This window comes from Paenibacillus sp. FSL R7-0026 (genome assembly GCF_038004485.1).
GTDB classification, from domain to species: domain Bacteria; phylum Bacillota; class Bacilli; order Paenibacillales; family Paenibacillaceae; genus Paenibacillus; species Paenibacillus xylanexedens_A.
In genome coordinates this window covers 4,365,938-4,392,802 of record NZ_JBBORG010000001.1, presented here as the reverse complement: position 1 = coordinate 4,392,802, position 26,865 = coordinate 4,365,938, and the positions used below count along the sequence as shown (strand labels likewise).

The window sequence follows — 26,865 nt, the reverse complement described above, 5'->3', positions numbered from 1 at the left end:
GGAGCGCTACTTATGCCTAAAAGTCAAATTCCGGTTCTGAAGAAGAATCGGCCAAAAGGAAACACAAGCCGCAAAATTGTAATTATTCTCTTATTATTATTTATTGTATTGCTCGCTGTATTATTCTTTCGTTCTTCCATGAGTCGGATTTCGGCAATTGAAATTACGGGTAATGTATATACAGCAACTTCAGAACTGCTGGAGAAAAGCGGACTGAAAGAAGGCGAACAATTTTTTGGGACAAGTACTGCCGAGGTTATTGAGCGTCTCAAGACCATCAAGGCGATTTCCACCGTTACCGTGGACAAGCAATTTCCGGGGATTATCCATATCAAGGTTCAGGAATATGCCACGGTTGCTTATGAGCTTGGTTCTGACGGTACGCTAAAAGCGATATTAGCCAGTGGGACAAGTTTGACGGTTCCGGCAACAATTGGTGTTGCTGTGGAGAAGCCCATATTGACCCAATGGAAGGCTGATGATCCACTCAAAGCCAAACTGAGCCAGACACTGGCTAAAATTCCGAATGAATTAACGACGGATATTTCGGAAATTATTCCGAATCCAACGCCTTCATTTCCGGATCAGATTCGGATGTATACCAAATCGCAGTTTGAAGTGATTACAACCGTCTCTCTTTTATCGGATAAAGTGGAGTATCTGAATCAGGTGATTGAGACCGAACGGCCTGGGAAAATCACCATGCTTGAGGCAGATACCTATGTCCCTTTCATCCCGGATGACCCGGAAGATGATGCTGAACCAGGAGCAAGCCCCTGATCTTTGCCATGATGAGGCTGGACTGAATATGAAAGCCTAGGCAGGTCGGGGTTTGACCCCGTCAGAGCAATGAAACTTGTTCTTTCTGAGATGAAGAAAAAATGATACACTTGAACTTATGGCACATGAGTTGCCTCCTTCTTTTTTCTTCAATGTTTTATGTCTGGCAACCAGATTTTGACACCCAAAAACATTGTAGAAAAAAGAGGGAAAGCCTGAAGTGTGTTGAATATGTTTTAAGAGTGTTTAAATTCGAACGTAATTTACTATTGGAGTCAGGAGGTGCCACAGACTTGAGCAACAATGACATCATTGTTAGTTTGGACATCGGTACATCCAAAATTCGCGCTATTATTGGGGAAATGAACAATGGAACCTTTAATATTATAGGAGTTGGATCTGCCGACTCGGAGGGAATTCGCAAAGGTGTAATCGTAGATATCGATCAGACGGTGCAGTCGATTCGCAACGCAGTGGATCATGCAGAACGTATGGTAGGTATTCAAATATCCGAAGTGTATGTTGGAATCTCGGGAAATCATATCGGACTGATGAGCAGTCACGGCGTCGTGGCTGTGTCTAACGAGGATCGTGAAATCGGAGAAGAAGACATGGAACGGGTGTTGAAAGCAGCCGAAGTCATTGCAGTTCCGCCGGAACGGGAAATTATTGATGTTGTCGCCAAGCAATATGTTGTAGATGGCTTGGAGGGCATACAGGACCCCCGTGGTATGATTGGTGTTCGTCTGGAAGTTGAAGCAACGATCATTACGGGTGCAAAAACCGCGATACATAATCTTTTGCGCTGCGTGGAAAAAGCGGGTCTGAAAGTAAGCGATCTGGTTCTCATGTCGCTTGGAGCGGGTCAACTGGCTTTGTCCAAAGATGAAAAAACGATGGGTTCAGTGCTTGTTGATATTGGAGCAGGTGCAACAACCATCGCCATTTTTGAAGAAGACAGTCTTGTTGCAACATCAACGTTGCCAATAGGTGGGGAATTTGTAACAAATGATATCGCCTATGGCTTACGCACGTTAACGGATCAGGCAGAGAAAGTGAAACTGAAATATGGCTGCGCCTGGTTGGATGATGCTGCTGCGGATGTGATGTTCAAAGTCACCCGAATTGGCAGTAATGTAGACAAGGAGTTTTCACAGGAGGATCTGGCAGCAATTATTGAACCTAGGGTTCAAGAAATATTCCAGATGATATCCCAAGAAGTGAAGCGTCTTGGTTACAACGAGCTTCCTGGAGGTTATATACTTACGGGAGGTACGGTCTCTATGCCGGGGGTTCTGCAGGTCGCTCAGCATGAGCTTGCTGCTTCGGTACGAGTTGCAGTTCCGGATTATATTGGTGTGCGTGACCCCGGGTTTACAAGCGGAGTTGGCATATTGCACAGTGTAATTCGCAGTTTGCGCATTCGTCCCTCGATCAATAACGGCGGTGGAAATAACAACAACAACAATAATAACAACAAGAAACCGACCAACCGTCCGAAGCCAAATACGGCACAGGAATCGGAGCAAAAACCCGGTCTGTTCGAGCGGCTGAAGAATATGTTCAGCGAATTTATATAACAGGTTGGATCCATTTCATACATTCTTGAAGCCGTCTGAATGCGCCGGTACTAAAATAAACGCTTTCGTTCGTCGATATATGAAATTGATTCGGTTCAAATCAAAAATTGGACGGGCCATCCATGCACATTGAGGGGGAGATGGAATAATATGTTGGAATTTGATTTCGAGATGGAGAGCTTGGCTCAAATTAAAGTCATCGGTGTAGGCGGCGGCGGAAGCAATGCAGTCAACCGTATGATTGAAAATGGTGTACAAGGTGTTGAATTTATTACGGTGAATACGGATGCTCAGGCGTTACACCTGGCGAAATCCGAGCATAAATTGCAAATCGGTGATAAATTGACTCGTGGTCTTGGTGCTGGCGCCAACCCGGATGTAGGTAAAAAAGCAGCGGAAGAGTCCCGCGATCTGATCATGAACACGTTGAAAGGTGCAGACATGGTATTTGTTACAGCCGGTATGGGCGGTGGTACAGGTACAGGTGCGGCTCCGGTTATTGCCGAAATCGCTAAAGAGTGTGGTGCACTTACCGTTGGTGTCGTAACTCGTCCATTTACATTTGAAGGACGCAAGCGTTCCAGCCATGCAGAGCAAGGTATTGAAGCTCTCAAAGAAAAAGTCGACACACTTATCGTGATTCCTAATGATCGTTTGCTCGAGATCGTAGACAAAAAGACTCCTATGCTTGAAGCATTCCGTCAAGCGGATAACGTACTTCGTCAAGCGGTACAAGGTATCTCTGATTTGATCGCTGTACCGGGTCTGATCAACCTTGACTTTGCTGACGTCAAAACGATTATGCACGAACGTGGTTCAGCCCTTATGGGGATTGGTGAATCAACTGGTGAGAATCGTGCCGCAGAAGCAGCACGGAAAGCCATTATGAGTCCTTTGCTTGAAACTTCTATTGAAGGTGCTCGCGGCGTAATCATGAACATTACGGGTGGCGTTAATCTGTCCCTGTATGAAGTGAACGAAGCGGCAGAGATCGTAACTTCTGCTTCCGACCCGGAAGTGAATATGATCTTTGGTGCCATCATTGACGAAGACTTGAAAGAGGAAATTAAGGTTACAGTTATTGCAACTGGTTTTGAAGATAAACCTGCTCCACCACCACCAGGACGTAAGCCAGCTCCAGCAACAGCGGAGACGACAGATACACGTTCGCCGAACCTGCGTCCTTTTGGAAATCAGCCGAGCAATGATCAGCTGGACATTCCGACATTTTTACGCAATCGTTCACGCAATAATAACAACGATTAATACGCACATCAATTTATTGGAAACCCGGTACTCCTTATGGAGCGACCGGGTTTTTTCTGTTTATTTAGATATCATAGCATACAGCAATGAACAAATTCTGAACAAAGGGCCTGAGCAATTCCGACAAAAAAAGTTGGAACCACACCCCCATGATTAGACAGACTTTGAACAGGGGGCTCCGTATACTTGTGAATATGCTCATGAATATCAGGATATCGGGTACCGGTATTTCGATATGTTGCGCGCAGGCAGGTGAAGACTTTGGTTGTTTATGTGGATCTGATTTTTTTGACAAACCTGTGTATTGACGGTGCACTCATCGGAATGACCGCCTGGATGCGCAAGACAAAGCTGGTTTGGTGGCGATGGTTGCTGTCAGCCATTGTGGGTGCATTATACGTGGTCATGATGTTTGTACCGGAGTTTGATTTTATGTTCACCTTTCTGATCAAGTTCGGGTTCTCGCTGGTCATGCTTACGATTGCTTTTGGTTTTAAAGGTCTGCAGGCTTTTGCGAGGACGCTCGGTACCTTCTATGTGATTAATTTTGTCGCTGCCGGAGGTATTCTGGGTGTGCATTACATGCTTCAGAGCTCCGGTGAGTTGTTTAACGGCATTTGGTTCACGGCTTCTGGCGGTATGTCATTTGATCTGAAAATTGCTTTCTGGTTCACGTTTATCGTATTTTTTGCTGTCCTGTTTTTATTCAAAGCTGTGCAGAGCTCAAAACGGAAAACGGATCGCATGACGACCTATTTGGGTAAAGTTGAGGTCTGCATCGATGAGGTAGTCATTTCTTGTACAGGCCTTCTGGATACGGGCAATCAACTTACAGATCCCTTATCGCGCATGCCGGTCATGGTGATGGAGGTTTCGTTATGGCAAGACATGTTACCCGCTTCATGGAAGGGTAGACTCAAGGACGAGGCGCCGGACAACCTTATTCTGGAGCTGGATCAGGAAAGTTTTCAGTGGCAGGATCGACTGCGGCTGGTGCCTTATCGAGGCATTAACAAAGGGACTGCGTTTATGCTGGCAATGAAGCCGGACCGGGTGAAGGTGACGATGGAGGAAACATGTTATGAGACGACAAGGGTACTTATTGGGCTGGATGGAGGAGTTTTGTCGTCGGATGGGAAATACCAGGCCGTGATTCATCCTGAACTTGTGCAAGACGCTGCTTCTGCGCAGTCTACGGCTCTCTCTACGGGAGCAACAGAAAAGCCGCTGAATGTGGTATAGGAGGAACGTACATGCTTGTGAAATGGAAACTGGTGGCGCAGCTGCAATATTACCGTCTGTTATTTTTGTTGGGACTCAAGAGTGAAGAGATTTATTACATTGGGGGAAGTGAGGCACTTCCGCCACCATTGACAAGGGAAGAGGAAGAATTTTTGCTGCAAAAATTATCCTCGGGAGACTCGGCAATTCGCGCGATGCTCATTGAGCGCAACCTGCGTCTGGTGGTGTACATTGCACGAAAGTTTGAAAACACAGGAATCAATATTGAAGATTTGGTCTCCATTGGAGCCATCGGATTGATCAAGGCAGTTAATACATTTGACCCGGAAAAGAAAATCAAACTGGCAACCTATGCTTCACGTTGTATCGAAAATGAAATTTTGATGTACTTGAGACGTAATAGTAAGATCCGAACTGAAGTTTCTTTTGATGAACCGCTCAACATTGATTGGGATGGAAATGAACTATTATTATCTGATGTATTGGGTACAGAAAACGATACAATCTATCGGAATATTGAAGAGCAGGTAGACCGGAAACTTTTGCACAAGGCACTGGAAAAATTAACGGAGCGCGAGCGAATGATTATGGAGCTTCGTTTTGGCCTGACGGATGGGGAAGAAAAGACACAAAAAGATGTAGCCGATCTCCTAGGAATCTCCCAATCCTACATCTCTCGACTCGAAAAAAGAATCATTAAAAGACTTCGCAAGGAGTTCAATAAAATGGTCTGAAATACATCTTTGGTCAGAATGGGTATTACTGGCAAGGGTGCCAAGTACGAATAAAAAAGCCTGCCCCGGAGATAATGTACATTAATGTTTCTCCTTGGGAGGTAAATCACGATGACCCGAAACAAAGTCGAGATTTGTGGCGTGGACACCGCAAAATTGCCTGTCCTCACCAACACTGAAATGCGGGAATTGTTTCATTCCCTTCAGCAACACCATGATCGCTCAGCAAGAGAGAAATTAGTGAATGGCAACCTGCGTCTGGTACTCAGTGTCATTCAGCGTTTTAACAATCGGGGGGAGTTTGTCGATGATCTGTTCCAGGTTGGTTGCATCGGCCTGATGAAAGCCATTGATAATTTTGATTTATCCCAGAATGTCAAATTTTCAACCTACGCGGTGCCGATGATTATCGGTGAAATCCGTCGATACCTGCGTGATAATAACCCAATTCGGGTATCTCGCTCCTTGAGGGACATTGCTTACAAAGCACTTCAGGTCCGTGACAGCCTGACGAATAAAAATTCCCGGGAACCGACGATATTCGAAATTGCGGAAGTACTGAATGTGCCGAAGGAAGATGTTGTTTTTGCATTGGACGCCATTCAGGACCCGGTCTCGCTCTTCGAACCGATTTATCATGATGGTGGAGATCCGATCTATGTTATGGATCAGATCAGTGATGACAGAAACAAAGATGTGTCATGGATCGAGGAAATTGCACTCCGTGAAGCGATGCATCGTCTTGGTCAGCGGGAAAAAATGATTCTGTCGATGCGGTTTTTCGAAGGGAAAACCCAGATGGAAGTGGCTGATGAAATTGGTATTTCCCAGGCTCAGGTATCACGTCTGGAGAAATCAGCGATACAGCAGATGCAAAAACATGTAAAGTCATAACACGATGCAAAGGCAGAAGGACGATCAATCGGGGCAGTGTATACCGTTGGTCGTCTTTTTGTTTTGGACCGTTTCCACATTTGATGAAAAACAGGACATTTTTCGCCCCTGAAACATATATTGTATAGAAGCGTGAAGAACGGGCAGAAGAGGAATAACAGGGGGCGGGAATGAATGAAAGTAAATACGAGCGAAGTAGCGGCACGAGGCATGAAAATCTCGGACTTTCAGACAAAGGATGTCATTAACATTACGGATGGTAAACGCCTCGGTCAGATCAGTGATTTGGAGCTGGATCTGAAGCAGGGACGAATTGAAGCGATTGTTGTGCCAGGGTACAGCCGTTTTATGGGTCTTTTTGGCGGGGGAACGGATCTGGTGATTCCCTGGAGAAACATTGTGAAGATTGGTTCAGATGTGATACTGGTGAAGATGGATGAGGTGAAGGAAAATACGTATGACGAGCGTGATCGCGAAGCGCGCCTGTATGATGAACAACAGCATAACCGCACAGAGCGAGTGGAACGCATTGAACGGTCGGAACGTAATCAGCGTCGAACGATATAAATGAGACAGAATGTGGCTCATTTGGTACACTGGAAGTGGTGAGGTGAGATAATGGAACCCTTTGTATTGGATAAAGAATTACTTGAACGGACAAAGAACCCAAATTCAGATTTCGGTCCTGATCCGTTATTATTATATGTTGAGCCTTGGACACAGCAATTTGAACAGCTGTCAGTCGGGTTTACGACGAGACATGGTGGAGTTGGAAAAGTTCCGTATGCTACGCTCAATTGTGCTTATCATGTGGGGGATGACCCTGAAGTTGTACTTAACAACCGCAGGCTTGTAACTGAGAAGCTTGGTTTTGCAGCAGAAGCATGGACCTGTGGAGAGCAGGTGCATGGCAAACATGTGGTTGTAATTACCGCTGAAGATCGGAGCAGAGGATTACTTGATCGTCAATCTGCATTGCAGGATACGGATGGATTGGTCACGAATGTGCCTGGTGTGCTGTTAACTTCTTTCTACGCAGACTGTGTTCCGCTTTATTTCTATGACCCGGTGCAGCAGGCGGTAGGTCTTGCTCATGCCGGCTGGAAAGGTACAGTCGCGGGTATCGCTGTATCCATGGTGGAGACGATGGAACGGGAGTATGGCAGCCGTAGGCAGGACATTCGAGCTGCAATCGGTCCGTCGATCGGGGATTGCTGTTATGAAGTGGATGAGGCGGTCATGCAGCATGTACGGGTTTGGTTTGATGATTCCCCGGTTAATGATAAATACAAGGATTCTGCTTCTAAACAAGCATATCGAGCCGTGAATAACGGTAAAACGATGTTAAACTTGAAAGAATGTAATCGACACATTATGATGAAAGCAGGAATAATGCCGGATCATATCGAATGTACAACATGGTGTACAAGTTGTCATCCCGAACTATTTTTCTCCTATCGGAAGGAAAATGGTGTTACAGGACGGATGGCGAGCTGGATTGGGCTGGAAGAGAGGTGACCCTCTGTGTCATTGGAGGAGCGTATTCAACAGGTAAATCAGAAGATCGAGGATGCATGTCGGCGCAGTAACCGTCATCGTGATGATGTGAATGTGATTGCGGTCACGAAATATGTCTCACTTGAAACAACGGGATCGGTGCTGGATCATGGTCTTGAGCATATTGGAGAAAACCGGTGGCAGGATGCACAGGCCAAATGGGAAGCTTTTGGTCAGCAGGGTGCCTGGCATTTTATCGGTCATTTGCAGACAAACAAGGTGAAAGACGTGATTGGCAAGTTTCGTTACATACATTCACTGGATCGTTTGTCATTGGCGAAGGAGTTGGATAAAAAAGCAGCTTCACTTGGCATCCAAGTGGAAACGTTTTTGCAGGTGAATATTTCGGGTGAAGAGAGCAAGTATGGCTTACAGCCTGAACAGGCAAGTTCTTTTTTGCGTGATATTCGTTCGTTCAACAATCTCAAGGTCGTTGGCCTAATGACTATGGCACCTCATGAGGAAGATCCGGAGCTGACGCGTCCCGTATTTCGTGGATTGCGTGAGCTGAGAGATCAATTGAATGGACAAGCCCTTACAGCAGAGCCATTGACTGAGCTGTCGATGGGAATGTCCAATGATTTTGAAGTGGCCATTGAAGAAGGGGCAACCTGGGTACGGCTAGGATCGATTCTCGTAGGAAAAGAGGAGGGTTCACGATGGGCGTAATGAATAAATTTATGAATTTCCTCGGACTTCAGGAAGAGGAAGAGATTGTGGAACGTGAACGAATGGCTGCGCAGGAGGAAAATGAGGCTGAACATCAGGAAGCTGAAACCTCCAGTCTCGATAAACGTAGAAACCAAAGGGGGAATAATGTGGTGAGCATTCATTCCCAGAAAAATGTTAAAGTTGTCCTGTATGAACCGCGTTCTTATGACGAGGCTCAGGAAATTGCCGACCATCTGCGTTCGCATCGTACCGTTGTGGTGAACTTGCAACGAATTCGCCAGGACCAAGCGTTGCGCGTTATTGATTTTTTGAGTGGCACGGTATATGCATTGGGTGGCGGTATTTCCAAAATCGGCGGAAACATTTTTCTCTGTACGCCAGATACGGTTGAAATTCAGGGATCAATTACGGAAATACTGGCTGACAGCGAGCAAGATTATAACAGAATGAGGTGAGCCACTTTTGTATCAGATTGAAAGCGTGTTGTACACGTTATACCAGATTTACTTTTACATGGTCATTGTCTACATATTGATGTCTTGGCTTCCCAATGCGCGGGAAAGCTTCATCGGTGAATGGCTGGGCAAATTAGTGGAACCATATTTAAGACCGTTTCGCCGATTTATACCGCCTTTGTTCGGTGTGCTGGATATTTCCCCGATTGTGGCGCTGATCGTTCTGCAACTTGCGCTTAATGGGCTGATCTCCATACTCCGGTATTTTGCATATTAGAGGTTGTTCAAAAAGTCCGCTTTTGATTACGAAGGATGCCTAGTGGCATCGTCAGCATCGAATATGGAATTCAGCCGAAATAAGCGGGAGGCTTACGAAGTATGTTTCCTTCGGAAACATTGTAGTTGCTCACGTAGTTTTTTCTACGCTCCGCTACTCCATTTCTAGCTTTATCCCATCTTCTCGGTACTGAAAACCGGTCTTTTTGAACACGGACTATTAGGGTAGGGTGACATAGATGAGCGGTGAAATTTACGAACATTTTAGCCATGATGAGCGGGATTTTGTAGATAAAGCTTCGGATTGGGTTGAGCGAGCAGGTAAGTATCATGACATGAAGCTAACTGACTTCCTTGATCCAAGACAGGTTTTTATCTTACAGACTCTTGCCAATCGCCGTAACGACGTTCAGATTCGTCTGGATGGTGGTTACGAGGCTGCTGAACGCAAGCGTGCGCTGGTTGCACCTGATTATATGTATCTGGATGATGAGGATATGGGTATGCAGGTGCTCAGTATTACGTCTGATGATCAGAAAATCTCGGAGCTGGAGCATGGGGACTATATGGGTTCCCTGCTCGGGCTTGGGATGAAACGTGGAAAGATCGGAGATATCCAAGTGCTGGAGGACGGTTGCCATACAGTGGTGGCGGCGGAAACCGGCGCTTTTTTATCGCTTCAACTGAATCAGGTGCATCGGTTACATGTGTTCACAGAGTTACTTCCTTTGGATCAGATGCGATGGTCAGAGAGCAAACTGGAGACGATGGACATTACGGTTGCTTCTCTTCGTTTGGATGGAATCTGCGCAGATGTGTATCGGCTTAGTCGCAGTAAAGTGCTGGTGCCGATCAAAGCTGGTCGCTGCCGTGTGAACTGGAAAGTTGAGGAAGATCCCTCCAAATCGCTAAAAGCGGGTGATGTCGTATCCATTCAGGGATTTGGCCGTTTCAAGGTTATGGAACAGGATGGAATGACTAAAAAAGGGCGCTGCCGAGTGAAAATCGGCAAATTTGCCTGAGTCTGTTGCAGGAAAATCCGCTTTCTTGTCGAAATGTTTATCATAAAGGTGTAGAAAAAACGCGGTGTATCCGATATACATTAAGTCAAAGCTTTACATGAACGTTGGAGGATGCAATTCTGATCCTGCATTCCGTATACGTTGCCAAGGTTAGGCATCAACGATACGGCCCCTTGGGTGGTACCCATATGCTGCAAACCTTCTCTGGACGGGAAGGAACTTTAACAGGAGGTGGACAGCATGCCATTAACGCCGCTGGACATACACAACAAGGAATTTTCCCGACGTTTGCGCGGGTATGACGAGGATGAAGTCAATGAATTCCTGGATCAAGTCATCAAAGATTACGAAGGCGTCATTCGCGAGAACAAAGAGCTGAGCAATCAGTTGCTGTCCGTTCAGGAGAAACTGGATCATTTTTCTACAATTGAAGAGACGCTTAGCAAAACGATCATCATTGCGCAGGAAGCTGCTGATGATGTGAAGGGTAATGCGAAGAAAGAAGCGCAGTTGATCGTGAAGGAAGCAGAGAAAAATGCAGACCGGATCGTGAACGAATCGTTGGGCAAATCTCGCAAAATTGCTTTGGAAGTGGAAGAACTGAAAAAGCAGGCCTCGATTTATCGTGCCCGTTTCCGCACGCTTGTTGAAGCGCAGCTTGAACTGTTGACTCAGGATGGTTGGGAAGTGCTGGAGAGCCGGGAGCAGGAAGTGCGTGACCGTGAGCGGGAGATGAAAGAAATTTATTAGTCTGTCGCCTGGTTGACTTTTGTCTGCAAAGAGGCTATAACTATATTCATAATGAATAGTGATTCCATGACGGGTTCAGTACGTTATGATCTCATCCCTCAGAGAGTTGGTGGTTGGTGCAAACCAATGGATGAGTTATAGCCGAATATCTCCCCGGAGAAGTGACGCTGAAGCGGTGATCTTGATTGCCGTGTGTAAGCCGAACCGTAAGCCGTACGTTATAACGGCACCCTGCGGTAGTATAGCGGGGCATAAGCGCTGTTGATGACAGAGCATACCCAGGCTTGCCTGGATGTGGTTTGTGATGAACAGAATTAGGGTGGTAACGCGAGTATAGCCTCGTCCCTTTCCAGGGACGGGGCTTTTTTGTGTCCAAAAAAGGCGAACGTTCATGAGGCCCGAAGGGACCTCAAGGAGAGAGCCACCCGCCGGGAAAGCGAAGCACCCGGCACACGGGTTTCGCTAAGGCGAACGTTCATGAGGCCCGAAGGGACCTCAGGGAGAGAGCCAACCGCCGGGAGAGCGGAGCACCCGGCACACGGGTTTCGCTAAGGCGAACGTTCATGAGGCCCGCAGGGACCTCAGGGAGAGAGCCACCTGCCGGGGGAGCGAAGCACCCGGCACACGGATTTCGCCAAGGCGAACGTTCATGAGGCCCGAAGGGACCTCAAGGAGAGAGCCACCCGCCGGGGGAGCGAAGCGCCCGGCACACGGGTTTCGCCAAGGCGAACGTTCATGAGGCCCGCAGGGACCTCAGGGAGAGAGCCGCTCGCCGGGAAAGCGAAGCACCCGGCAACACCCGCCTCGCGGTAAGGCCATGCGGCGTTCACGCAGGGAACAGCCGCAAAATGGCCGCCACTACGCACATAAACCCTCGCCCATAAGCGCCACTGTTCCACCAACGACAACCCATCCCGGGTGTCCAGAGGGCGGAGCGCCTATGGGGTCCCCCTTGGCAAGGGGGATTTAGGGGGATTGAAACGCTTTTTGTGGACGGTCCACAATCCAACCAAAGAAAGGGAAGATAATCATCATGCAACGAGTTGACGTCAAAGAGAAGGCACGCGCCAGAGAATTACGCGTGTTAGATAAATGGAAAACGGAGAATACATTCAAAAGATCCATCGAAAACCGGGAGGGCAAGCCAAACTTCGTATTTTATGAAGGGCCGCCTACAGCAAACGGTAAACCGCATATCGGTCACGTGCTGGGACGGGTAATCAAGGATTTTGTTGGACGGTATAACACGATGAAGGGCTACCGTGTCGTTCGTAAAGCAGGTTGGGATACACATGGTCTGCCTGTAGAACTGGGTGTACAGAAGAAGCTTGGCATTTCCCACAAGTGGGAAATCGAAGATTACGGCGTGGAGAAATTCATTAACGAATGTAAAGCGAGCGTATTCGAGTACGAGCAACAATGGCGTGATTTGACAGAAGGCATCGGATATTGGACGGATATGAATAACCCGTATATCACCCTTGATAACAACTACATCGAGAGTGTATGGAACATCCTGGCGACGATTCATGAGAAAGGACTCCTGTATCGTGGTCACCGTGTGAGCCCGTATTGTCCATCTTGTCAGACAACACTGAGTTCCCATGAAGTTGCACAAGGGTACAAAGACGTCAAAGATCTGAGTGCTACAGCGAAATTCAAACTGAATGACAGCGGAGAATTTGTACTCGCTTGGACGACAACACCTTGGACACTGCCTTCACACGTCGCACTTGCCGTGAATCCGGATATGGACTACTCCCGAGTTCGTCAAGGTGATGAAGTGTACATCATGGCAACCAATTTGGTTGAGAAAGTCATGAAAGATACCAAGGGTGAGTATGAAATCATTGGTGCACTGAGAGGTGCTGACCTGGTTGGCAAAACGTATGATCCTCCGTTCAACTACGTACAGGCTGAGAAGGCCAACATCATTCTGGGTGCAGGCTTTGTAACGGATGCAAGTGGTACGGGTATCGTACACATGGCTCCTGCCCATGGTGAAGATGACTACCGTGTATGTCGTGAGAATGGGATCAGCTTTGTAAACATGGTGGACTTGGAAGGTAAATTTGTCGCTGAGGTTACTGACTTTGCCGGACGTTTCGTGAAGGATTGTGATATTGATATCGTTCGCTATCTGTCCGAAAATGGACGTTTGTTCAGCAAAGAAAAATATGAGCACAGCTATCCATTCTGCTGGCGTTGTGATACACCGCTTTTGTACTATGCAATGGACAGTTGGTTTATCCAAACAACAGCCATCAAGGACCAATTGATTGCCAACAACAGTGAAGTGGATTGGTACCCGGGTCACATTCGAGAAGGTCGCTTCGGGAAATTCCTCGAGGATCTGGTGGATTGGAACATCAGCCGTGATCGTTATTGGGGAACTCCGCTGAACATCTGGGTGTGCGAGGAGACTGGTGAACAATTTGCTCCACACAGCATTGCAGAACTGCGTGCCCGTGCGGTAGGTGATGTGCCTGAGAATCTTGAATTGCATAAACCATATGTGGATGACGTTAAAGTCATGAGCTCTTGCGGCAAATATGAGATGAAACGTACACCGGAAGTGATCGATGTCTGGTTCGACAGCGGCTCCATGCCGTTTGCCCAACAGCATTATCCATTTGAAAATAAAGAAGTATTCGAACAGCAGTATCCTGCTGATATGATCTGTGAGGGGATTGACCAGACACGTGGCTGGTTCTACAGCTTGCTTGCGGTTTCTACCCTTTTGACAGGCAAAGCGCCTTACAAAGCGGTTATGGCTACAGGACACGTTCTCGATGAGAACGGACAGAAGATGTCCAAATCCAAAGGTAACGTTATCGATCCTTGGGAAGTCATTGAAGAATACGGTACAGATGCATTCCGCTGGGCTTTGTTGTCTGACAGTGCACCGTGGAACAGCAAACGTTTCTCCAAAGGTATCGTAGGCGAAGCAAAATCCAAAATGGTGGATACGCTGGTCAACACCCATGCATTCCTGACACTTTACGCTACCATTGATGGATTTGATCCACAGGAGCACCCGTTCCAACTGTCCGCACACAAGCTGGATCGCTGGATTCTGTCGAGACTGAACAGCCTGATCCTGGTTGTAGAAAAAGCGTTGCTGGTTAACGACTATCTGAACTCTTCCAAAGCGATTGAAGCATTTGTTGATGAGTTGAGTAACTGGTACATCCGTCGTTCCCGTGACCGTTTCTGGGGAAGTGGCCTGACAGACGATAAATTGGACGCTTACCGTACATTGACTGAAGTACTGGTGACTACTGCGAAGTTGGTTGCTCCGTTCACACCGATGCTGGCAGAAGACATCTATCTGAACCTTGCAACAGGTGAGAGTGTGCACATGGAAGACTATCCGGTAGCCAATGAAGCGCTGATTGATGCAGGACTGGAACAGGATATGGAGACGGCTCGCCGCGTGGTTGAACTTGCCCGTAACGTTCGTAACGAAACAGGCATCAAGACACGTCAGCCGCTGTCCGAATTGATCGTTTCTTTGGATAAAGGGTTTGACCTGGCAAGTTATGAAGATATCATCAAGGAAGAGATCAATGTAAAAGGAATCCGTACGGAGCATAATGATGCGGAATTCGTTGACTTTACATTGAAGCTGAACCTGAAAGTTGCAGGTAAGAAATACGGTAAAAACGTAGGATTCCTGCAAAACTTCTTCAAGGGAATGTCGGCCGATGAGACACGTAAAGTGGTTTCGGAGGGTGTGCTGAACATCGTTTCACCGGAAGGCGAAGAGCTGCAAGTGACGAGCGAAGAATTATTGGTTGATAAACAGGCCAAATCAGGCTTTGCTTCTGCATCAGGTTACGGTCTGACGGTTGCGCTCAATACCGAAATCACGCCAGCATTGGAACAGGAAGGCTGGGTCCGTGAAGTGGTTCGTGCTGTGCAGGATACCCGGAAACGACTGGACTTGCCGATTGAGAAAAGAGTCCGTTTGACGCTGGATGTGGATGCATCCCTTCAGGAAGCTATTCAGGCGTTTGATGATGTGTTGCGTGAAAATGTTCTCGTAACCGAAGTGACATTTGGCTCGAATGAGTCCATGGAACGCGTTGAAGCCGGAGGCAAATCGATCGGTATTTACATCGAAGCGTAATTCGGAGCATGTCCCATTCAATTAGGACAGAATATAGAGTATAAACAAACGAGCCGCAGAGGCAGGGACATATTCCCTGTATCTGGGCTCGTTTGTTTTTTAGGCAATAAGGCAATGATTCTATAGTGCAGTCAATCTATATTGATCAAAGGAACTGACCAAAACATGAGCGAACATGACAAGCAAACCGCATCCACTTCACAACAATCAACATCAGATAATCTGAATTCCCATGACAAAATTGAAGAGTTACATACCCTGACGAACCGTCTGGCGAATGAACTGGAACGTTCACGAATAGCGCAATACACAGAATTGCTGAACAGACCATGGAAATTGATCGGACTTAACCTGTTGTCAGGAGCCGCACGGGGTGTGGGGATTGCGATTGGGTTTACCTTTTTCGCAGCAACGATCATTTACGTTTTGCAGCTACTTGGGGCGCTCAATCTTCCCATTGTTGGAGACTACATCGCTGATATTGTGCGCATTGTCCAGCGTCAGCTTGATATGAACACTTACTAAGCGATTAGCGATTTAAAGCAAATGATATTAAAATACAATTAATACGTGTCATCCGTCTCCATATCCGGTTCTAACAGACCATCGCCTTCACGGTTCTCCAGGTACTTGCGATATTGCCGATTACGCACGATGGAGACGTCATGACCATAGATGTCCGTGGCAACAAAGCTTTCGTACGCTTCAACGCAGCCTTCCACTTCATCGGTGGCTTCAATCGCCATAACATCATAGCTGTCGATATCGCGTCCTTCAGCCATGGCTGGTGAGTTCGATGTGCCCCAGCTTTCAACAATCTGCCAGGTGTCTTCACCATCGAAGCCATTTTGATCATCACGCTCGTCCAGACTGGTTCGACCAAATGCCGGGGCAAGGAATTCCTCCTCTACAGGACGGTTTTCGGAGACAACGGTTTCCGGTTGATGTTTTTTGCAATATTTCGTGTAGGGAACAGCTTCCATGCGTTCATAAGGGATGGGTTGCTGACAGACCGCACATGTACCGTAATGTCCTTCTTCGATGGAGTGCAGTGCAGAATCGATTCGTTCCAATTGGAATTCATCATGTTCCAGCAGGGAAATATCTTTCTCGCGTTCATACACCTCCGTAGCTATGTCACCAGGATGGTTATCAATCGGTGATAATTCACCTGTCTGTAGTTTAAGGGAATCTCCAAGGCCATAATGCTCGTTTTCCGAAAGTCTATGTTCAATATCGCGCTTATCGGACATCAGTTGGGAACGTAAAAATTGCAGTTGTTCGTTAGTAAAATGTGACATGATTTTCCCCTTTCTGCTTACATGCTGGAATCCGGATTTTGACTCTATTGTAGGATGTGCCATTAAGGGCAAGATTACAGAAGGGAAATGTTATCGTTTTTGCCATAAGGATTGCGATGTAGCGCGTCGTGGACGATTTCCAAACAGCTGTGCTACAATAAACAAGTCTGGCGTAAGCCTGGTATCGTTTGGAAAAGACAAGAACGGAGTGACAAACAAACGTGGTGTATTATATCCTCGCTATTATCGTATTTTTATTGGATCAGGGAACCAAGTATCTGATTGCAACCCGGATGGAACTCAGAGAAGAAATTCCGGTCATCGGCAATTTCTTTGTCATCACATCACATCGTAACTCAGGAGCAGCTTTTGGCATTCTGCAAGACCAGCGTTGGTTCTTTATCGTGGTTACGTTGATTGTGGTCGTTGCCTTGATTTGGTATTTGCAAAAGGTAAAAGATACCCCGCACAAATTGCTGCCTGTGGCGCTTAGTTTGGTGCTTGGTGGAGCAATTGGCAACTTCCTTGACCGGGCATTGACCGGAGAAGTTGTAGATTTTGTACAACTTAATTTCGGAAGTTACACGTTCCCCATTTTCAACATCGCTGATTCAGCAATCTGCATCGGTGTAGCGTTGATCATTGTGGAGACGTTGCTTGAAGGACGGCGCGAAAAAGCAGCCGCGAAGATTGAAGGGAATGAACATCATGAGTAATCCGAATAAGGAACAGATTAACGACGAAGAACTAATGAATGGCAATGAACGTATGGAATGGACCGTTGCCGCTGAACATAAAAAAGAACGAATTGACAAATATATTACGGAAGCTGTGGATAACGTATCTCGCTCCCAGGTTCAATTGTGGATCGGAGACGGGATGGTTACGGTAAATGGTGCTGTTGTCAAAGCCAATGCCAAGTTATCCGAAGGTGATCTTGTTGAACTACAGATTCCTGAACCGGCTGCCGTTGAGATCGTTGCCGAAGATATTCCGCTGGAAGTGGTATATGAAGACAGCGACCTGATCGTGATTAACAAACAGCGTGGCCTTGTGGTGCATCCGGCACCAGGACATACGTCGGGTACGCTCGTTAATGCACTTATGCATCACTGCAAAGACCTCTCGGGTATTAATGGGGAGTTGCGTCCTGGTATTGTGCATCGTATTGATAAGGATACATCCGGTCTGATCATGGCTGCCAAGAACGATCGTGCTCATGCATCACTGGCTGCTCAGTTGAAGGAACATACGGTGAACAGACGGTATATTGCGCTCGTTCATGGTCATCTTAATCATGATCAAGGCACCATTGATGCACCGATTGGACGCGATACCAATGACCGCAAAATGTATACGGTCACAGAACGTAACAGTAAACATGCCGTTACGCATTTTACCGTTACAGAGCGAATTAATGATTACACCTTGCTGGAATTGAAACTGGAGACAGGACGTACTCACCAGATTCGGGTTCACATGAAATTTATTGGTCACCCGCTTGTAGGAGATCCAACTTATGGACGGAATAAAGGCATCAAAATGCAAGGACAGGCTCTTCATGCGGCTATTCTTGGATTTGTGCATCCAACAACGGGAGAATACCTTGAATTTTCAGCTCCGATTCCGCAAGATATGGAAGACGTGCTTGCCTCGCTACGCAGTCGTTAACAGTTCCAAGAAAGTACAAATGTTCGGATACTTTGTCCATGGCTTTGATCACGCAAATGCTTCATATTAAAGTGTAGAAATTTGCGTCAAATGAGGAGATGAACAACGTTATGAGTATCGATAAATATCAAGAAACTTACATTCAGACTAATTTTGCCGACCGTATCGGTGGCTCCAACTATGGTAAAGACACGAACATTTATAAATTCGAGAAAATCAAACGTGCCAAAGCTTCGGCCAAAAAAGATTTTCCCGATGTGGAACTGATCGACCTTGGTGTAGGTGAACCGGACGAAATGGCGGATGCAGGCATTGTGGCTGCACTCGCAGAAGAAGCTTCCAGACCTGAGAACCGTGGTTATGCCGACAATGGTATTCCTGAATTCAAGGCTGCTGCTGCTTCTTACCTGAAAAACGTATTCAACGTAGAAGGTATTGATGCAGATACTGAAATCGTACACTCCATTGGTTCCAAACCGGCTTTGGCGATGATGCCTTCATGCTTCATCAATCCGGGTGATGTGACGATTATGACCGTTCCAGGTTACCCGGTTATGGGTACACATACGAAGTATCTGGGTGGAGAAGTGTTCAACATCCAGTTGACGAAAGAGAACAACTTCTTGCCTGATCTGACGGCTATCCCGGAAGACATCGCAAAACGTGCGAAGTTGCTCTACCTGAACTATCCGAACAACCCAACAGGCGCAAGCGCGACGGTGGAGTTCTTCACTGAAGTTGTGGAATGGGCTAAGAAATACAATGTTGTGGTTGTACATGATGCTCCATATGCAGCATTGACGTATGATGGCAAAAAACCGTTCAGCTTCCTGTCGGTACCTGGTGCGAAGGATGTTGGCGTAGAGCTGCACTCTCTGTCCAAGTCCTACAACATGACGGGTTGGAGAATCGGATTCGTAGCGGGTAACCCGCTTGTAGTCAAAGCATTCAGTGACGTGAAGGACAACAATGACTCCGGTCAGTTCATCGCGATTCAAAAGGCTGCTGCTTACGGATTGAATCACCCTGAAATTACGGAAAAAATTGCAGAGAAATATTCCCGTCGTCACGACATGCTCGTTGCCGCATTGAACGAACTGGGCTTCCAGGCTGAAAAACCTAAAGGTTCATTCTTCCTGTATGTTGAAGCACCAAAAGGTGTGGTTGGTGGACGTCGTTTCGAATCTGGCGAAGATTTCTCCCAATTCCTGATCCGTGAGAAATTGATCTCATCCGTACCTTGGGATGATGCTGGTAACTTTGTTCGTTTCTCCGTAACCTTTGAAGCGAAGGGTGAAGAGGAAGAGAAACGTGTTATTGCTGAGATCAAACGTCGTCTGAGCGACGTGCAATTCGAATTTTAATTGTTGTACACATAGATTAAACTTGTACTAACGAAGAGACCGGAAACGGTCTCTTTTTTTATGCCCATATTAGATTTTTTTCATTTACTCCCTTTACAAAATTATACAAGCAACATATGATTAGATCTTTACGTTATTTGTTATATACAGAAGTTGTTTTTGAAGGGAGTTATTACAATTGTTATCATCACGAACAAGTACGGTGTCCTCACCGGCTACAGGAACAGGCAGTACAGTGTCAGGATTAATCAGATTGTTAAGACCCAAACAGTGGACCAAAAATCTGCTGTTATTTGCTGCGTTACTATTCTCTTTTGAGGAGATTCGGACGGAAACCATTCTTGCGACGTTGCTTGGTTTTATTCTATTTAGCCTTGTTGCAGGCTGTGTTTATATTTTGAATGACTTTGTAGACCGGGACAGGGATCGACAGCATCCGGTGAAAAAGTATCGTCCTATGGCTTCTGGGCAGGTGAATCCGAGTCATGCGTTGTTGTTTGGCATTATTCTATTAATCCTTTCCGTAGGAACGGCCTTCATGATGAACCCTCTATTTGGGGTGTTATGTATCGTCTATTTCTTATTAAATGTCTCGTATTCATTTGTACTGAAACATCTCGTTATCCTGGACATGATGACCATTGCAGCCGGCTTTGTACTTCGTGCTATTGCAGGTGGTGTGCTGATCCATGTGCCGTTCACACCGTGGTTTTTGATCTGTACAATGTTGTTGTCGTTGTTTTTGGCCATTGGCAAACGCAGAAATGAACTTACGTTGCTTGAGGGAAATACAGGCTCACACCGTAAGGTTTTGGATAACTACTCCATTACATTACTGGATCAATTCAATACGATTGTGACGACAGCTACGATTATCAGTTATTCCCTGTTCACATTCACTTCAGATCGAACCATTCATCTCATGTGGACGATTCCATTGGTCATTTACGGCATGTTCCGTTACCTGTATCTGATCCACATGAAGAACCAGGGAGGTTCGCCCGATCGGGTGCTGTTTGAGGACAAGCCCATATTAATTACGGTTATGTTGTATGTGATAAGTGTTGTTACAATCTTTGCTATCTTTGAATAAAGGCTGAGGGGGATCAGGGTGAAAAGCACGAAAGTCGCCATTTTTGATATTGATAAAACGATCATACGCAGTGATTCCATGTTTCAATTTGTGCATTACGGTGTTCGCCGTTACCCGTGGCAGGTATGGAGATTACCTGTCATCGCATTACATACCGTGTTATTCAAGGCAGGTTTCATGACGGTTGAACAAGTCAAACGATCCTACTTTCAAGAAATTGAGCGTATGTCTGAAAAAGATCTCGAACATTTCTTTGATACTCGTTTGCGTACGTCCATTTTTGCCGAGGCCAGTGTAGAGATGCAACACCGCAAAGAAGCAGGTTATCATGTCTTGCTGGTAACTGCATCTCCGCATGCCTATATGAAATACTTTAATAATTTTCCCTGGGTGGATCATGTGATAGGAACTGAACTTGTCCGTCATGAGAATGGTTACACATGCAGAGTTGATGGCAGCAATTGTAAAGGGGAAGAGAAGGTACGCCGAATTCAGGCTTATCTGAGTGAGAAGAATATGGTCATTGATTATGACCAGTCATGTTCCTACTCGGACTCCTTATCCGACCTTCCAGTCATGCAGCTTGTAAGTCAACGATACTTTATTAACAAGCGTGTTCCGGACATGGAGGCATTAACGTGGGGGAAATAAAATCGCGTCATACCGGTAAATGGTTGATGCTCGTTTCCGCTTTTCTGACAGCAACGGGTCAATTGTTCTGGAAATGGGGACTAACCGAGTGGGTCTACCTTGGTGTTGGTTTTTTGTGTTATGGACTTGGAGCGATTTTGATGATTAAAGCTTTTGCTCTGGAAAAACTCTCTGTTGCTTATCCGTTGATGTGTGCCAGTTACGTGTTTGCCTTAATCTATGGATATTTTTTGCTTGGGGAAGAAATTACGGTGCAGAAGCTGGCGGCAGTTGTGTTGCTTGGAATCGGGGTGACATTAACCAGTGTTGATCGATAGCTGGATGGTTGCCGTATTAATTGTCATGACGTTGTGTGGTGCACTGGGCGGGGCCGGACTGAAAGCTTATGCTACTAGTCGCAATCGTCTGCATGTACTCATGGGGCTGGGATTCTACGGAACGGGTGCGTTGCTGAATATTGTATTGTTGAAGTTTCTTCCGTTAACCGTTGTCCTGCCTGCGAACGCGTTAACGTATGTCTGGACCCTAATCATTGCGATCTTGGTATTTAAAGAGACGGTGGGCCCTTTACGCTGGATAGGTGTGGCATGTATTATGGGTGGCCTATGTTTATTGGTGTTCTAAGTTGAACTAAAAGATTATTTACACGAGCACTATAAAATTTATTGGATGTGAAATGAAAGCATGAACTTTTTAGATTACTTATTTTATAATCGAAGAGCCAACTGGACAGCCTTTTACCTGTTTGCGGGATTTGCTCTGTTCTATGGTTTAATGAACGGCTCGTATGTTCTGTACATAGAAAATAATGCAGAACTGCTTGGGGCGTATAGCCCATTTAATACAACGCTGTTTCCAATCAACTTATTCAACTTTGATCCTTCAATGTATTATGGAGACAACAGTTCTTCCGTGATTCATCCGCTGATTTCCTTTCTCGCAGTCACCCTTGCGGCTGTAGCGAAACTGCTGGGAGGCAACTGGTTCTTTCTAATCCTGCAATCGCTGGTGAATGCGGGTTCAGTGGTGCTGGCGTATCTATTCCTGAGTCAAAAAGAAGACAAGCCGACCATTGTACCGCTGTTGTTCGCCTTACTTTTTGGTTTCAGTTCCTACCTGATGTATACCGCGTTGATCCCGGATTCGTATCCTTATGTACAGTTCGTTATTCTGTTGTCGGTGGTTTACATGCAGTATACTCGTGAGCGTCAGGACGTACGTTATGTACCCAATGCATTGCTTGCATCGATTAACTTTGGACTAACCTCGACCAATATCGTACCATTTGCTGCTGCCACATTCTTCAATATGCATGTATGGCGCAATAAGGCGAATTTGAAAAAATACATCGGCATCATGGCATTGGCGGTTCTGATCATCGTCGTATTAACTGGCATTCAGTATGTTGCCTTTGGAGGTCGCAGTTGGGTAAGTAACTGGCTGTTGGGCATTCAAAATGGTGGAACCAGCTATGCAACGCCATTCCAGTTCGCTGTTCACTGGAAAGCATTGAACATGCTAACGATAAATCCAATGCTGACACCGAAGATGCATTTACTGGACCCGGGTATGGCAGCCTTTGTTACGGATATATCCCGTTCCAATCCAATCTATGTGCAGATTACAGGTATCTTTATTTTACTGTTGGCATTCATGGGCTTCATTAAGGGCATTCGTGAACGTGAAGTGTGGACCCTTGTGCCATACATTTTGTTTGCCTTTTTGCTTCATGTCGTCGTGGGCTTTGGTCTGGCTGTATTTCAATATGATATGTACCTGTATGCGGGGCATTATCTATTTGTGTTCTTCCTGTTGGGTGGAGGTTTCGTCATCAGCCTTCGTCCGGGATTGGGGAAAAAAGTGGTTATAGGCTTGATCATGTTATGTGTTATCGTTACGGCAAGTAACAACATCTATCGCCATGTCGAAACATTAACAACAATCAAGCAATCTTATGATCAGTTGGAACAGGAACGCTCAGTGAAATAATCAAAATGTATCGATTCATATAATGAAATAAGAAAAGGCCATTGGATGGAAAGTCCAATGGCCTTTTCTTATTTAGTGTCCAGCAAAAGAGTTAAGCAATAATTTTGGTCTTCTTGGCATTCTCGGCTGAACGTTTGGTGAGACTGCTGAGTGGACGTTTCAAAGCGAGAGCAACAATGAGACTCAGCGCGATGAACATACACAACCACAGAATATCCTTGATGGCAGTAGACCACAATATGCCGCCGACCGACTCACGCAGCAGACTGATCGCATACGTGAAGGGCATGAACGGATTCAATGCCTGGAAAAAAGGTGATGTCATGCTGATTGGGAACGTACCGCCGGAGCTGGAGAACTGAAACACCATGAAGATGATGGCGATCCCTTTTCCGATATTCCCAAAAACGGACAGCAGGGTGTACGTTATGGTGACAAATACGGCACTCACCAGCATGGCAAACAGGACAAACCACAGTTTATCCGCAACATAGGTACCCAGGATTAAGATATCTCCCAGGGTGACGCATATCGCCTGAAGTAACCCAATGGTCAGAAAAGTAGCGAGACGTCCAAGATATAACTCATATCCTCGGAACTTGCCCTCTGGATTCTCAGCTTCGGCACGAAGCAGAGAAATCAGCAGTGTTGAGCCAACCCACAAGGACAGCACGCCATAAAATGGCGACATGGCCGATCCATAATTCGGAATCGGGTAAAGCTGTTGTTCCTTGATTTTCACCGGGCTTGCAAGGAAAGCACTCTCTTCTTCGATATCGCCGCGCAGAAGCTTGGCAAGCTCGGCAAACTGGTTATTACCTTCGACTTCCCTAAGTTTGTCTGCAGCCTTGCTGATGGCACTTTCCAATGCTGGCAGATCATCACGTACCAGCGTGGCAACACGATGTACTCCTTTTTCGACCTCCGGAAGCTGGTTCTGAACAAAATCGGATGCCTTGCCTATCTGTTTCTCGGCATTAGGCAGATCATTACGAACAAAGTCAGCCGCTTCGTTCAGTTTGTTTCCCAGCTTGGGCAGATCATTTCGAATTAATGAAGACACGGTGTTCAAAGCTTGGATAAAACCTTCACTTTTGTTCGCGAGTGTTTCTGATATCTCATGGATCTTAGATTGTATTTGAGGCAAGTCGCTCTGGATTTTTGTCAACTCGGTCTGCCCAAACGTAATCCCTTCTTTGGCCGATGCAAGAATGTCCGCAATATCAGGAATTCGATCTTTTGCACCTTGTAGAGTTTCTGCTGAAGTGGAGAGGATAGACCTGAGCTTATCCGCACCAGCTGCAAGTGCAGGCGATATTTCACTTTCATAGGTGTTTAAGATATTGCCAATCCCGCTGCTAATGTCCTTCGAGAGAGCATTTAACTGAGCGATGACGTCTGTCGGCGGAGTTGTATTGCGACGAATGGCATCACTCATGATCCCAGCCAGACGGATTTGCAACTGAAGTTTATCTGAAACGGAGTTCAGCTGCGTAATTTTATCAGCAAGTGGATGGCTTGGGAGCAAGTTGTCTATTTTGCCCAGTAGTTCTGCCATACTGTCAACGAGTTTTACCGCAATCCCTAAACGCGAAGCAATCCGGTCGAGATCTTCTGCTGTAGGAAGGTTTTCAAGATCCGAATTTTGCAATTGTGCAAATACGTCTCCAGCAGCGTTAGTAATCTGCTGCACCAGCAGCAGATTTTGGCGGATCGTTGGGCCAATAGCCTGAAACGCTTCTTCACTAGAATCTACAAATTGATTCAAGCCTTGGGCCAGCTCAATCCCGTTGCCAGCGATTTGTGATACTTTGTCCAAATCTTGCTCTGCTGCCGTTACGATAGACAGCGCTTTGTTGGTTTTATCCAGTGCCGTTTGGATGACACCCGATACCTGACCAAAGTTTTCATCCACTTCTCGAATGCGTTCTACCGCTTTTTGTATATCCGGTATCCGCCCTTGGATAGTGAGCACTTCGGAAGCCGCATCATTAATTTGTGGCCAATACTCCTGCACCTTGAGCACATACTGTGCTGCTTCATTGATTTCAGGCAGTTTTTTCTCGATTTCAACGATCTTTTGAGCATCTTTTACAATCTCGGGCATGGCTTTTTCCACTTCCAGAACCTTTTGACCTGCGGCTTGAATAGCCGGAAGATTTTTCTCCAGCGTAAAAATGCCATTTTCCATTTTGCGTAATGTTGGAAGCTGGTAATTAATCTCAACCCCGGCTTCCTTCAACTTGGTCAGAACGGCCTCACTGACGGCTTCAGTGAAATTCTCATTGATTTGCGTTGTTATCGCAGATACACCGGAGCCTGTGATTTTTGGAGCAATGGCATTCACTTTCTCATTAACGGTATAGATCACCTCTGGGCGTTCCAGCTTTCCGTCAACGATACCTGTAATTTTGGACGAAAAGTCTCCCGGAATGAGTAGGCTGGCATAATATTCCCCTGTTTGTACACCCCGACTAGCTTCAGCTCGATCTACAAAAGTCCAGCCCAGCTTTTCGTTGTTTTTGAGGCTGGATACCAGTTCGTCTCCGATATTAATATTGGTTCCTTCAACAGTCGCACCCGCGTCCTCGCTTGTCACTGCAATTTTGATCCCCTGGGTATTACTGTACGGGTCCCATACGGACTTCACGTTGACCCAGTCATACACCCCGGGAAGTAGAATAATAGCCACAATTAGAAATATCCCTGTGGGAACCTTCAGAATATGTAACCAGTCTGTTTTGTAAACGTGCCAAATGTGACGCATGACTTCCTCCTAAATGTACATAAATGTAGGGCGTATCTTATTTCTATGTCGCATATTTGTGAATCTTATGTATATCGGCATTATTGCAGCATCTATGAATGGGTTCATGTTTATAAACTGTACCCATTTCACTTGGTACTAATTCAGAGCCTTCATATATTGCGTAAAATGAAACTCACCGTTTGTTCTAAAAAGAAGTGTTTTGTCTCTACTTAAGTATAGTAAGAGGTTTATTTTGGTTATATCTAATTTCTCATTTGCCTATGGATAAATATGCAGAAATGTTGTATAATTATGAGTAACCAATGAGATGTATTGTGCATGGATGTTTTTCAGCCTAACTGCTGATTCTAAGAAGAACGTAGCAGAGGGTTTTCACCTGCGATGGTGAGGTGTTGACAGGGGGTTGTCTTTCTGTCATAATTCATGAAGACAAACGGACATATTGATTACAGAACCCTGTGAGGTCCTGCAATATGAACGACATGAATAGCACCTTTAAATCAGTCCCGTGAGACTGGCAAGGTAACGTGAACGATACATCGTTTTTTTGCTGCGGCAAATGAAGCGATGCATCCCCGAGAGTAAACTTTCTTCAGAGCGGTCTGAAGTTCGGAGACTCCTTGCCAATAAACACGGCAAGGAGTCTTTTTTGTTCTCCTCGTCACG

Annotated in this window: 25 protein-coding genes and 1 other annotated feature; of the genes, 23 read left to right on the top strand and 2 right to left on the bottom strand. The window is 46.0% G+C overall.

What is annotated here, in order from left to right; genetic code table 11:
* Positions 1-12: 12 nt before the first annotated feature.
* From MKY44_RS19435 to MKY44_RS19365, 15 genes are all read left to right on the top strand, one after another.
* The gene (locus MKY44_RS19435; protein WP_017687304.1) at positions 13-780 is read left to right on the top strand and encodes a cell division protein FtsQ/DivIB; all 768 of its coding nucleotides are present in this window, start codon (positions 13-15) and stop codon (positions 778-780) included.
* 293 nt (positions 781-1,073) lie between these two features.
* Complete coding sequence (gene ftsA / locus MKY44_RS19430) at positions 1,074-2,360, top strand: cell division protein FtsA (protein WP_074095848.1); 1,287 nt, start codon at positions 1,074-1,076, stop codon at positions 2,358-2,360.
* 150 nt (positions 2,361-2,510) lie between these two features.
* Positions 2,511-3,626, top strand: coding sequence for a cell division protein FtsZ (ftsZ, locus tag MKY44_RS19425; protein ID WP_017687306.1), 1,116 nt, complete (start codon positions 2,511-2,513; stop codon positions 3,624-3,626).
* 261 nt (positions 3,627-3,887) lie between these two features.
* Positions 3,888-4,868, top strand: coding sequence for a sigma-E processing peptidase SpoIIGA (spoIIGA, locus tag MKY44_RS19420; protein WP_341008191.1), 981 nt, complete (start codon positions 3,888-3,890; stop codon positions 4,866-4,868).
* Between the two features lie 11 nt (positions 4,869-4,879).
* Positions 4,880-5,602 (top strand): RNA polymerase sporulation sigma factor SigE, encoded by a 723-nt coding sequence (sigE, locus tag MKY44_RS19415; protein WP_017687308.1) that lies wholly within the window; start codon positions 4,880-4,882, stop codon positions 5,600-5,602.
* A gap of 111 nt (positions 5,603-5,713) precedes the next feature.
* A complete protein-coding gene (gene sigG, locus MKY44_RS19410; protein WP_017687309.1) occupies positions 5,714-6,496 on the top strand; it encodes an RNA polymerase sporulation sigma factor SigG in 783 nt (260 codons plus the stop codon).
* 174 nt (positions 6,497-6,670) lie between these two features.
* The gene (locus MKY44_RS19405; protein WP_017687310.1) at positions 6,671-7,063 is read left to right on the top strand and encodes a YlmC/YmxH family sporulation protein; all 393 of its coding nucleotides are present in this window, start codon (positions 6,671-6,673) and stop codon (positions 7,061-7,063) included.
* A gap of 51 nt (positions 7,064-7,114) precedes the next feature.
* Positions 7,115-8,014: a peptidoglycan editing factor PgeF gene (gene pgeF, locus MKY44_RS19400; protein WP_341008190.1), complete on the top strand. Its 900-nt coding sequence runs from the start codon at positions 7,115-7,117 to the stop codon at positions 8,012-8,014.
* A 6-nt stretch (positions 8,015-8,020) separates the two neighbouring features.
* Positions 8,021-8,722 carry a YggS family pyridoxal phosphate-dependent enzyme gene (locus MKY44_RS19395; RefSeq protein WP_341008189.1) on the top strand — a complete coding sequence of 234 codons (702 nt, stop codon included), beginning with the start codon at positions 8,021-8,023 and terminating at the stop codon, positions 8,720-8,722.
* A complete protein-coding gene (locus MKY44_RS19390) occupies positions 8,713-9,180 on the top strand; it encodes a cell division protein SepF (RefSeq protein WP_036614853.1) in 468 nt (155 codons plus the stop codon). Before MKY44_RS19395 ends, MKY44_RS19390 begins: the two co-directional genes overlap by 10 nt.
* A 7-nt stretch (positions 9,181-9,187) precedes the next feature.
* Positions 9,188-9,457, top strand: a complete 270-nt coding sequence (locus MKY44_RS19385; protein WP_036674839.1) for a YggT family protein — start codon at positions 9,188-9,190, stop codon at positions 9,455-9,457.
* 238 nt (positions 9,458-9,695) lie between these two features.
* On the top strand, positions 9,696-10,478 hold the full coding sequence (locus tag MKY44_RS19380) for a YlmH family RNA-binding protein (RefSeq protein ID WP_091014083.1): 783 nt from the start codon (positions 9,696-9,698) through the stop codon (positions 10,476-10,478).
* A gap of 240 nt (positions 10,479-10,718) precedes the next feature.
* Positions 10,719-11,228 (top strand): DivIVA domain-containing protein, encoded by a 510-nt coding sequence (locus MKY44_RS19375; protein ID WP_017687316.1) that lies wholly within the window; start codon positions 10,719-10,721, stop codon positions 11,226-11,228.
* Positions 11,229-11,285: 57 nt separating this feature from the next.
* Positions 11,286-11,578 (top strand) — a binding site (T-box leader).
* 683 nt (positions 11,579-12,261) lie between these two features.
* A complete protein-coding gene (gene ileS, locus MKY44_RS19370; RefSeq protein WP_341008188.1) occupies positions 12,262-15,360 on the top strand; it encodes an isoleucine--tRNA ligase in 3,099 nt (1,032 codons plus the stop codon).
* Positions 15,361-15,525: 165 nt separating this feature from the next.
* The gene (locus MKY44_RS19365) at positions 15,526-15,885 is read left to right on the top strand and encodes a DUF5665 domain-containing protein (protein WP_017687319.1); all 360 of its coding nucleotides are present in this window, start codon (positions 15,526-15,528) and stop codon (positions 15,883-15,885) included.
* A gap of 38 nt (positions 15,886-15,923) precedes the next feature.
* Here MKY44_RS19365 and MKY44_RS19360 read toward each other — a convergent pair whose 3' ends face one another.
* Positions 15,924-16,661 (bottom strand): TraR/DksA C4-type zinc finger protein, encoded by a 738-nt coding sequence (locus MKY44_RS19360; protein ID WP_341008187.1) that lies wholly within the window; start codon positions 16,659-16,661, stop codon positions 15,924-15,926.
* Between the two features lie 221 nt (positions 16,662-16,882).
* Between MKY44_RS19360 and lspA the strand changes: the two genes are divergently transcribed.
* The 8 genes from lspA to MKY44_RS19320 all read left to right on the top strand — a co-directional run bounded on the left by lspA (position 16,883) and on the right by MKY44_RS19320 (position 23,429).
* Complete coding sequence (gene lspA / locus MKY44_RS19355; RefSeq protein WP_341008186.1) at positions 16,883-17,377, top strand: signal peptidase II; 495 nt, start codon at positions 16,883-16,885, stop codon at positions 17,375-17,377.
* Positions 17,370-18,332: an RluA family pseudouridine synthase gene (locus tag MKY44_RS19350; RefSeq protein WP_370739101.1), complete on the top strand. Its 963-nt coding sequence runs from the start codon at positions 17,370-17,372 to the stop codon at positions 18,330-18,332. Before lspA ends, MKY44_RS19350 begins: the two co-directional genes overlap by 8 nt.
* A 110-nt stretch (positions 18,333-18,442) precedes the next feature.
* Entirely contained in the window at positions 18,443-19,696 is a 1,254-nt protein-coding gene (locus tag MKY44_RS19345) for an LL-diaminopimelate aminotransferase (RefSeq protein WP_036674844.1), read from the top strand.
* A gap of 202 nt (positions 19,697-19,898) precedes the next feature.
* Positions 19,899-20,789: a decaprenyl-phosphate phosphoribosyltransferase gene (locus tag MKY44_RS19340; protein ID WP_074096975.1), complete on the top strand. Its 891-nt coding sequence runs from the start codon at positions 19,899-19,901 to the stop codon at positions 20,787-20,789.
* A gap of 18 nt (positions 20,790-20,807) precedes the next feature.
* Positions 20,808-21,440 (top strand): HAD-IB family hydrolase, encoded by a 633-nt coding sequence (locus MKY44_RS19335; RefSeq protein WP_036614827.1) that lies wholly within the window; start codon positions 20,808-20,810, stop codon positions 21,438-21,440.
* Between the two features lie 26 nt (positions 21,441-21,466).
* Entirely contained in the window at positions 21,467-21,757 is a 291-nt protein-coding gene (locus MKY44_RS19330) for an EamA family transporter (protein WP_445670694.1), read from the top strand.
* Complete coding sequence (locus tag MKY44_RS19325; RefSeq protein ID WP_341008184.1) at positions 21,744-22,064, top strand: EamA family transporter; 321 nt, start codon at positions 21,744-21,746, stop codon at positions 22,062-22,064. Before MKY44_RS19330 ends, MKY44_RS19325 begins: the two co-directional genes overlap by 14 nt.
* Positions 22,065-22,124: 60 nt before the next feature.
* Positions 22,125-23,429 (top strand): DUF6080 domain-containing protein, encoded by a 1,305-nt coding sequence (locus MKY44_RS19320; RefSeq protein WP_341008183.1) that lies wholly within the window; start codon positions 22,125-22,127, stop codon positions 23,427-23,429.
* A 91-nt stretch (positions 23,430-23,520) separates the two neighbouring features.
* Here the strand turns inward: MKY44_RS19320 and MKY44_RS19315 are convergent, their stop codons facing one another.
* Entirely contained in the window at positions 23,521-26,196 is a 2,676-nt protein-coding gene (locus MKY44_RS19315) for a YhgE/Pip domain-containing protein (protein ID WP_341008182.1), read from the bottom strand.
* Between the last annotated feature and the right edge of the window lie 669 nt (positions 26,197-26,865).

What these genes read in the sequence shown, in the direction of transcription:
- MKY44_RS19435 (WP_017687304.1), top strand. Translation starts at nt 13, where the DNA reads ATGCCTAAAAGTCAAATTCCGGTTCTGAAGAAGAATCGGCCAAAAGGA.
- ftsZ (WP_017687306.1), top strand. Translation starts at nt 2,511, where the DNA reads ATGTTGGAATTTGATTTCGAGATGGAGAGCTTGGCTCAAATTAAAGTC.
- sigE (WP_017687308.1), top strand. Translation starts at nt 4,880, where the DNA reads ATGCTTGTGAAATGGAAACTGGTGGCGCAGCTGCAATATTACCGTCTG.
- sigG (WP_017687309.1), top strand. Translation starts at nt 5,714, where the DNA reads ATGACCCGAAACAAAGTCGAGATTTGTGGCGTGGACACCGCAAAATTG.
- MKY44_RS19405 (WP_017687310.1), top strand. Translation starts at nt 6,671, where the DNA reads ATGAAAGTAAATACGAGCGAAGTAGCGGCACGAGGCATGAAAATCTCG.
- pgeF (WP_341008190.1), top strand. Translation starts at nt 7,115, where the DNA reads ATGGAACCCTTTGTATTGGATAAAGAATTACTTGAACGGACAAAGAAC.
- MKY44_RS19390 (WP_036614853.1), top strand. Translation starts at nt 8,713, where the DNA reads ATGGGCGTAATGAATAAATTTATGAATTTCCTCGGACTTCAGGAAGAG.
- MKY44_RS19380 (WP_091014083.1), top strand. Translation starts at nt 9,696, where the DNA reads ATGAGCGGTGAAATTTACGAACATTTTAGCCATGATGAGCGGGATTTT.
- MKY44_RS19375 (WP_017687316.1), top strand. Translation starts at nt 10,719, where the DNA reads ATGCCATTAACGCCGCTGGACATACACAACAAGGAATTTTCCCGACGT.
- ileS (WP_341008188.1), top strand. Translation starts at nt 12,262, where the DNA reads ATGCAACGAGTTGACGTCAAAGAGAAGGCACGCGCCAGAGAATTACGC.
- MKY44_RS19365 (WP_017687319.1), top strand. Translation starts at nt 15,526, where the DNA reads ATGAGCGAACATGACAAGCAAACCGCATCCACTTCACAACAATCAACA.
- MKY44_RS19360 (WP_341008187.1), bottom strand. Translation starts at nt 16,661, where the DNA reads ATGTCACATTTTACTAACGAACAACTGCAATTTTTACGTTCCCAACTG.
- MKY44_RS19350 (WP_370739101.1), top strand. Translation starts at nt 17,370, where the DNA reads ATGAGTAATCCGAATAAGGAACAGATTAACGACGAAGAACTAATGAAT.
- MKY44_RS19345 (WP_036674844.1), top strand. Translation starts at nt 18,443, where the DNA reads ATGAGTATCGATAAATATCAAGAAACTTACATTCAGACTAATTTTGCC.
- MKY44_RS19330 (WP_445670694.1), top strand. Translation starts at nt 21,467, where the DNA reads ATGCTCGTTTCCGCTTTTCTGACAGCAACGGGTCAATTGTTCTGGAAA.
- MKY44_RS19320 (WP_341008183.1), top strand. Translation starts at nt 22,125, where the DNA reads ATGAACTTTTTAGATTACTTATTTTATAATCGAAGAGCCAACTGGACA.
- MKY44_RS19315 (WP_341008182.1), bottom strand. Translation starts at nt 26,196, where the DNA reads ATGCGTCACATTTGGCACGTTTACAAAACAGACTGGTTACATATTCTG.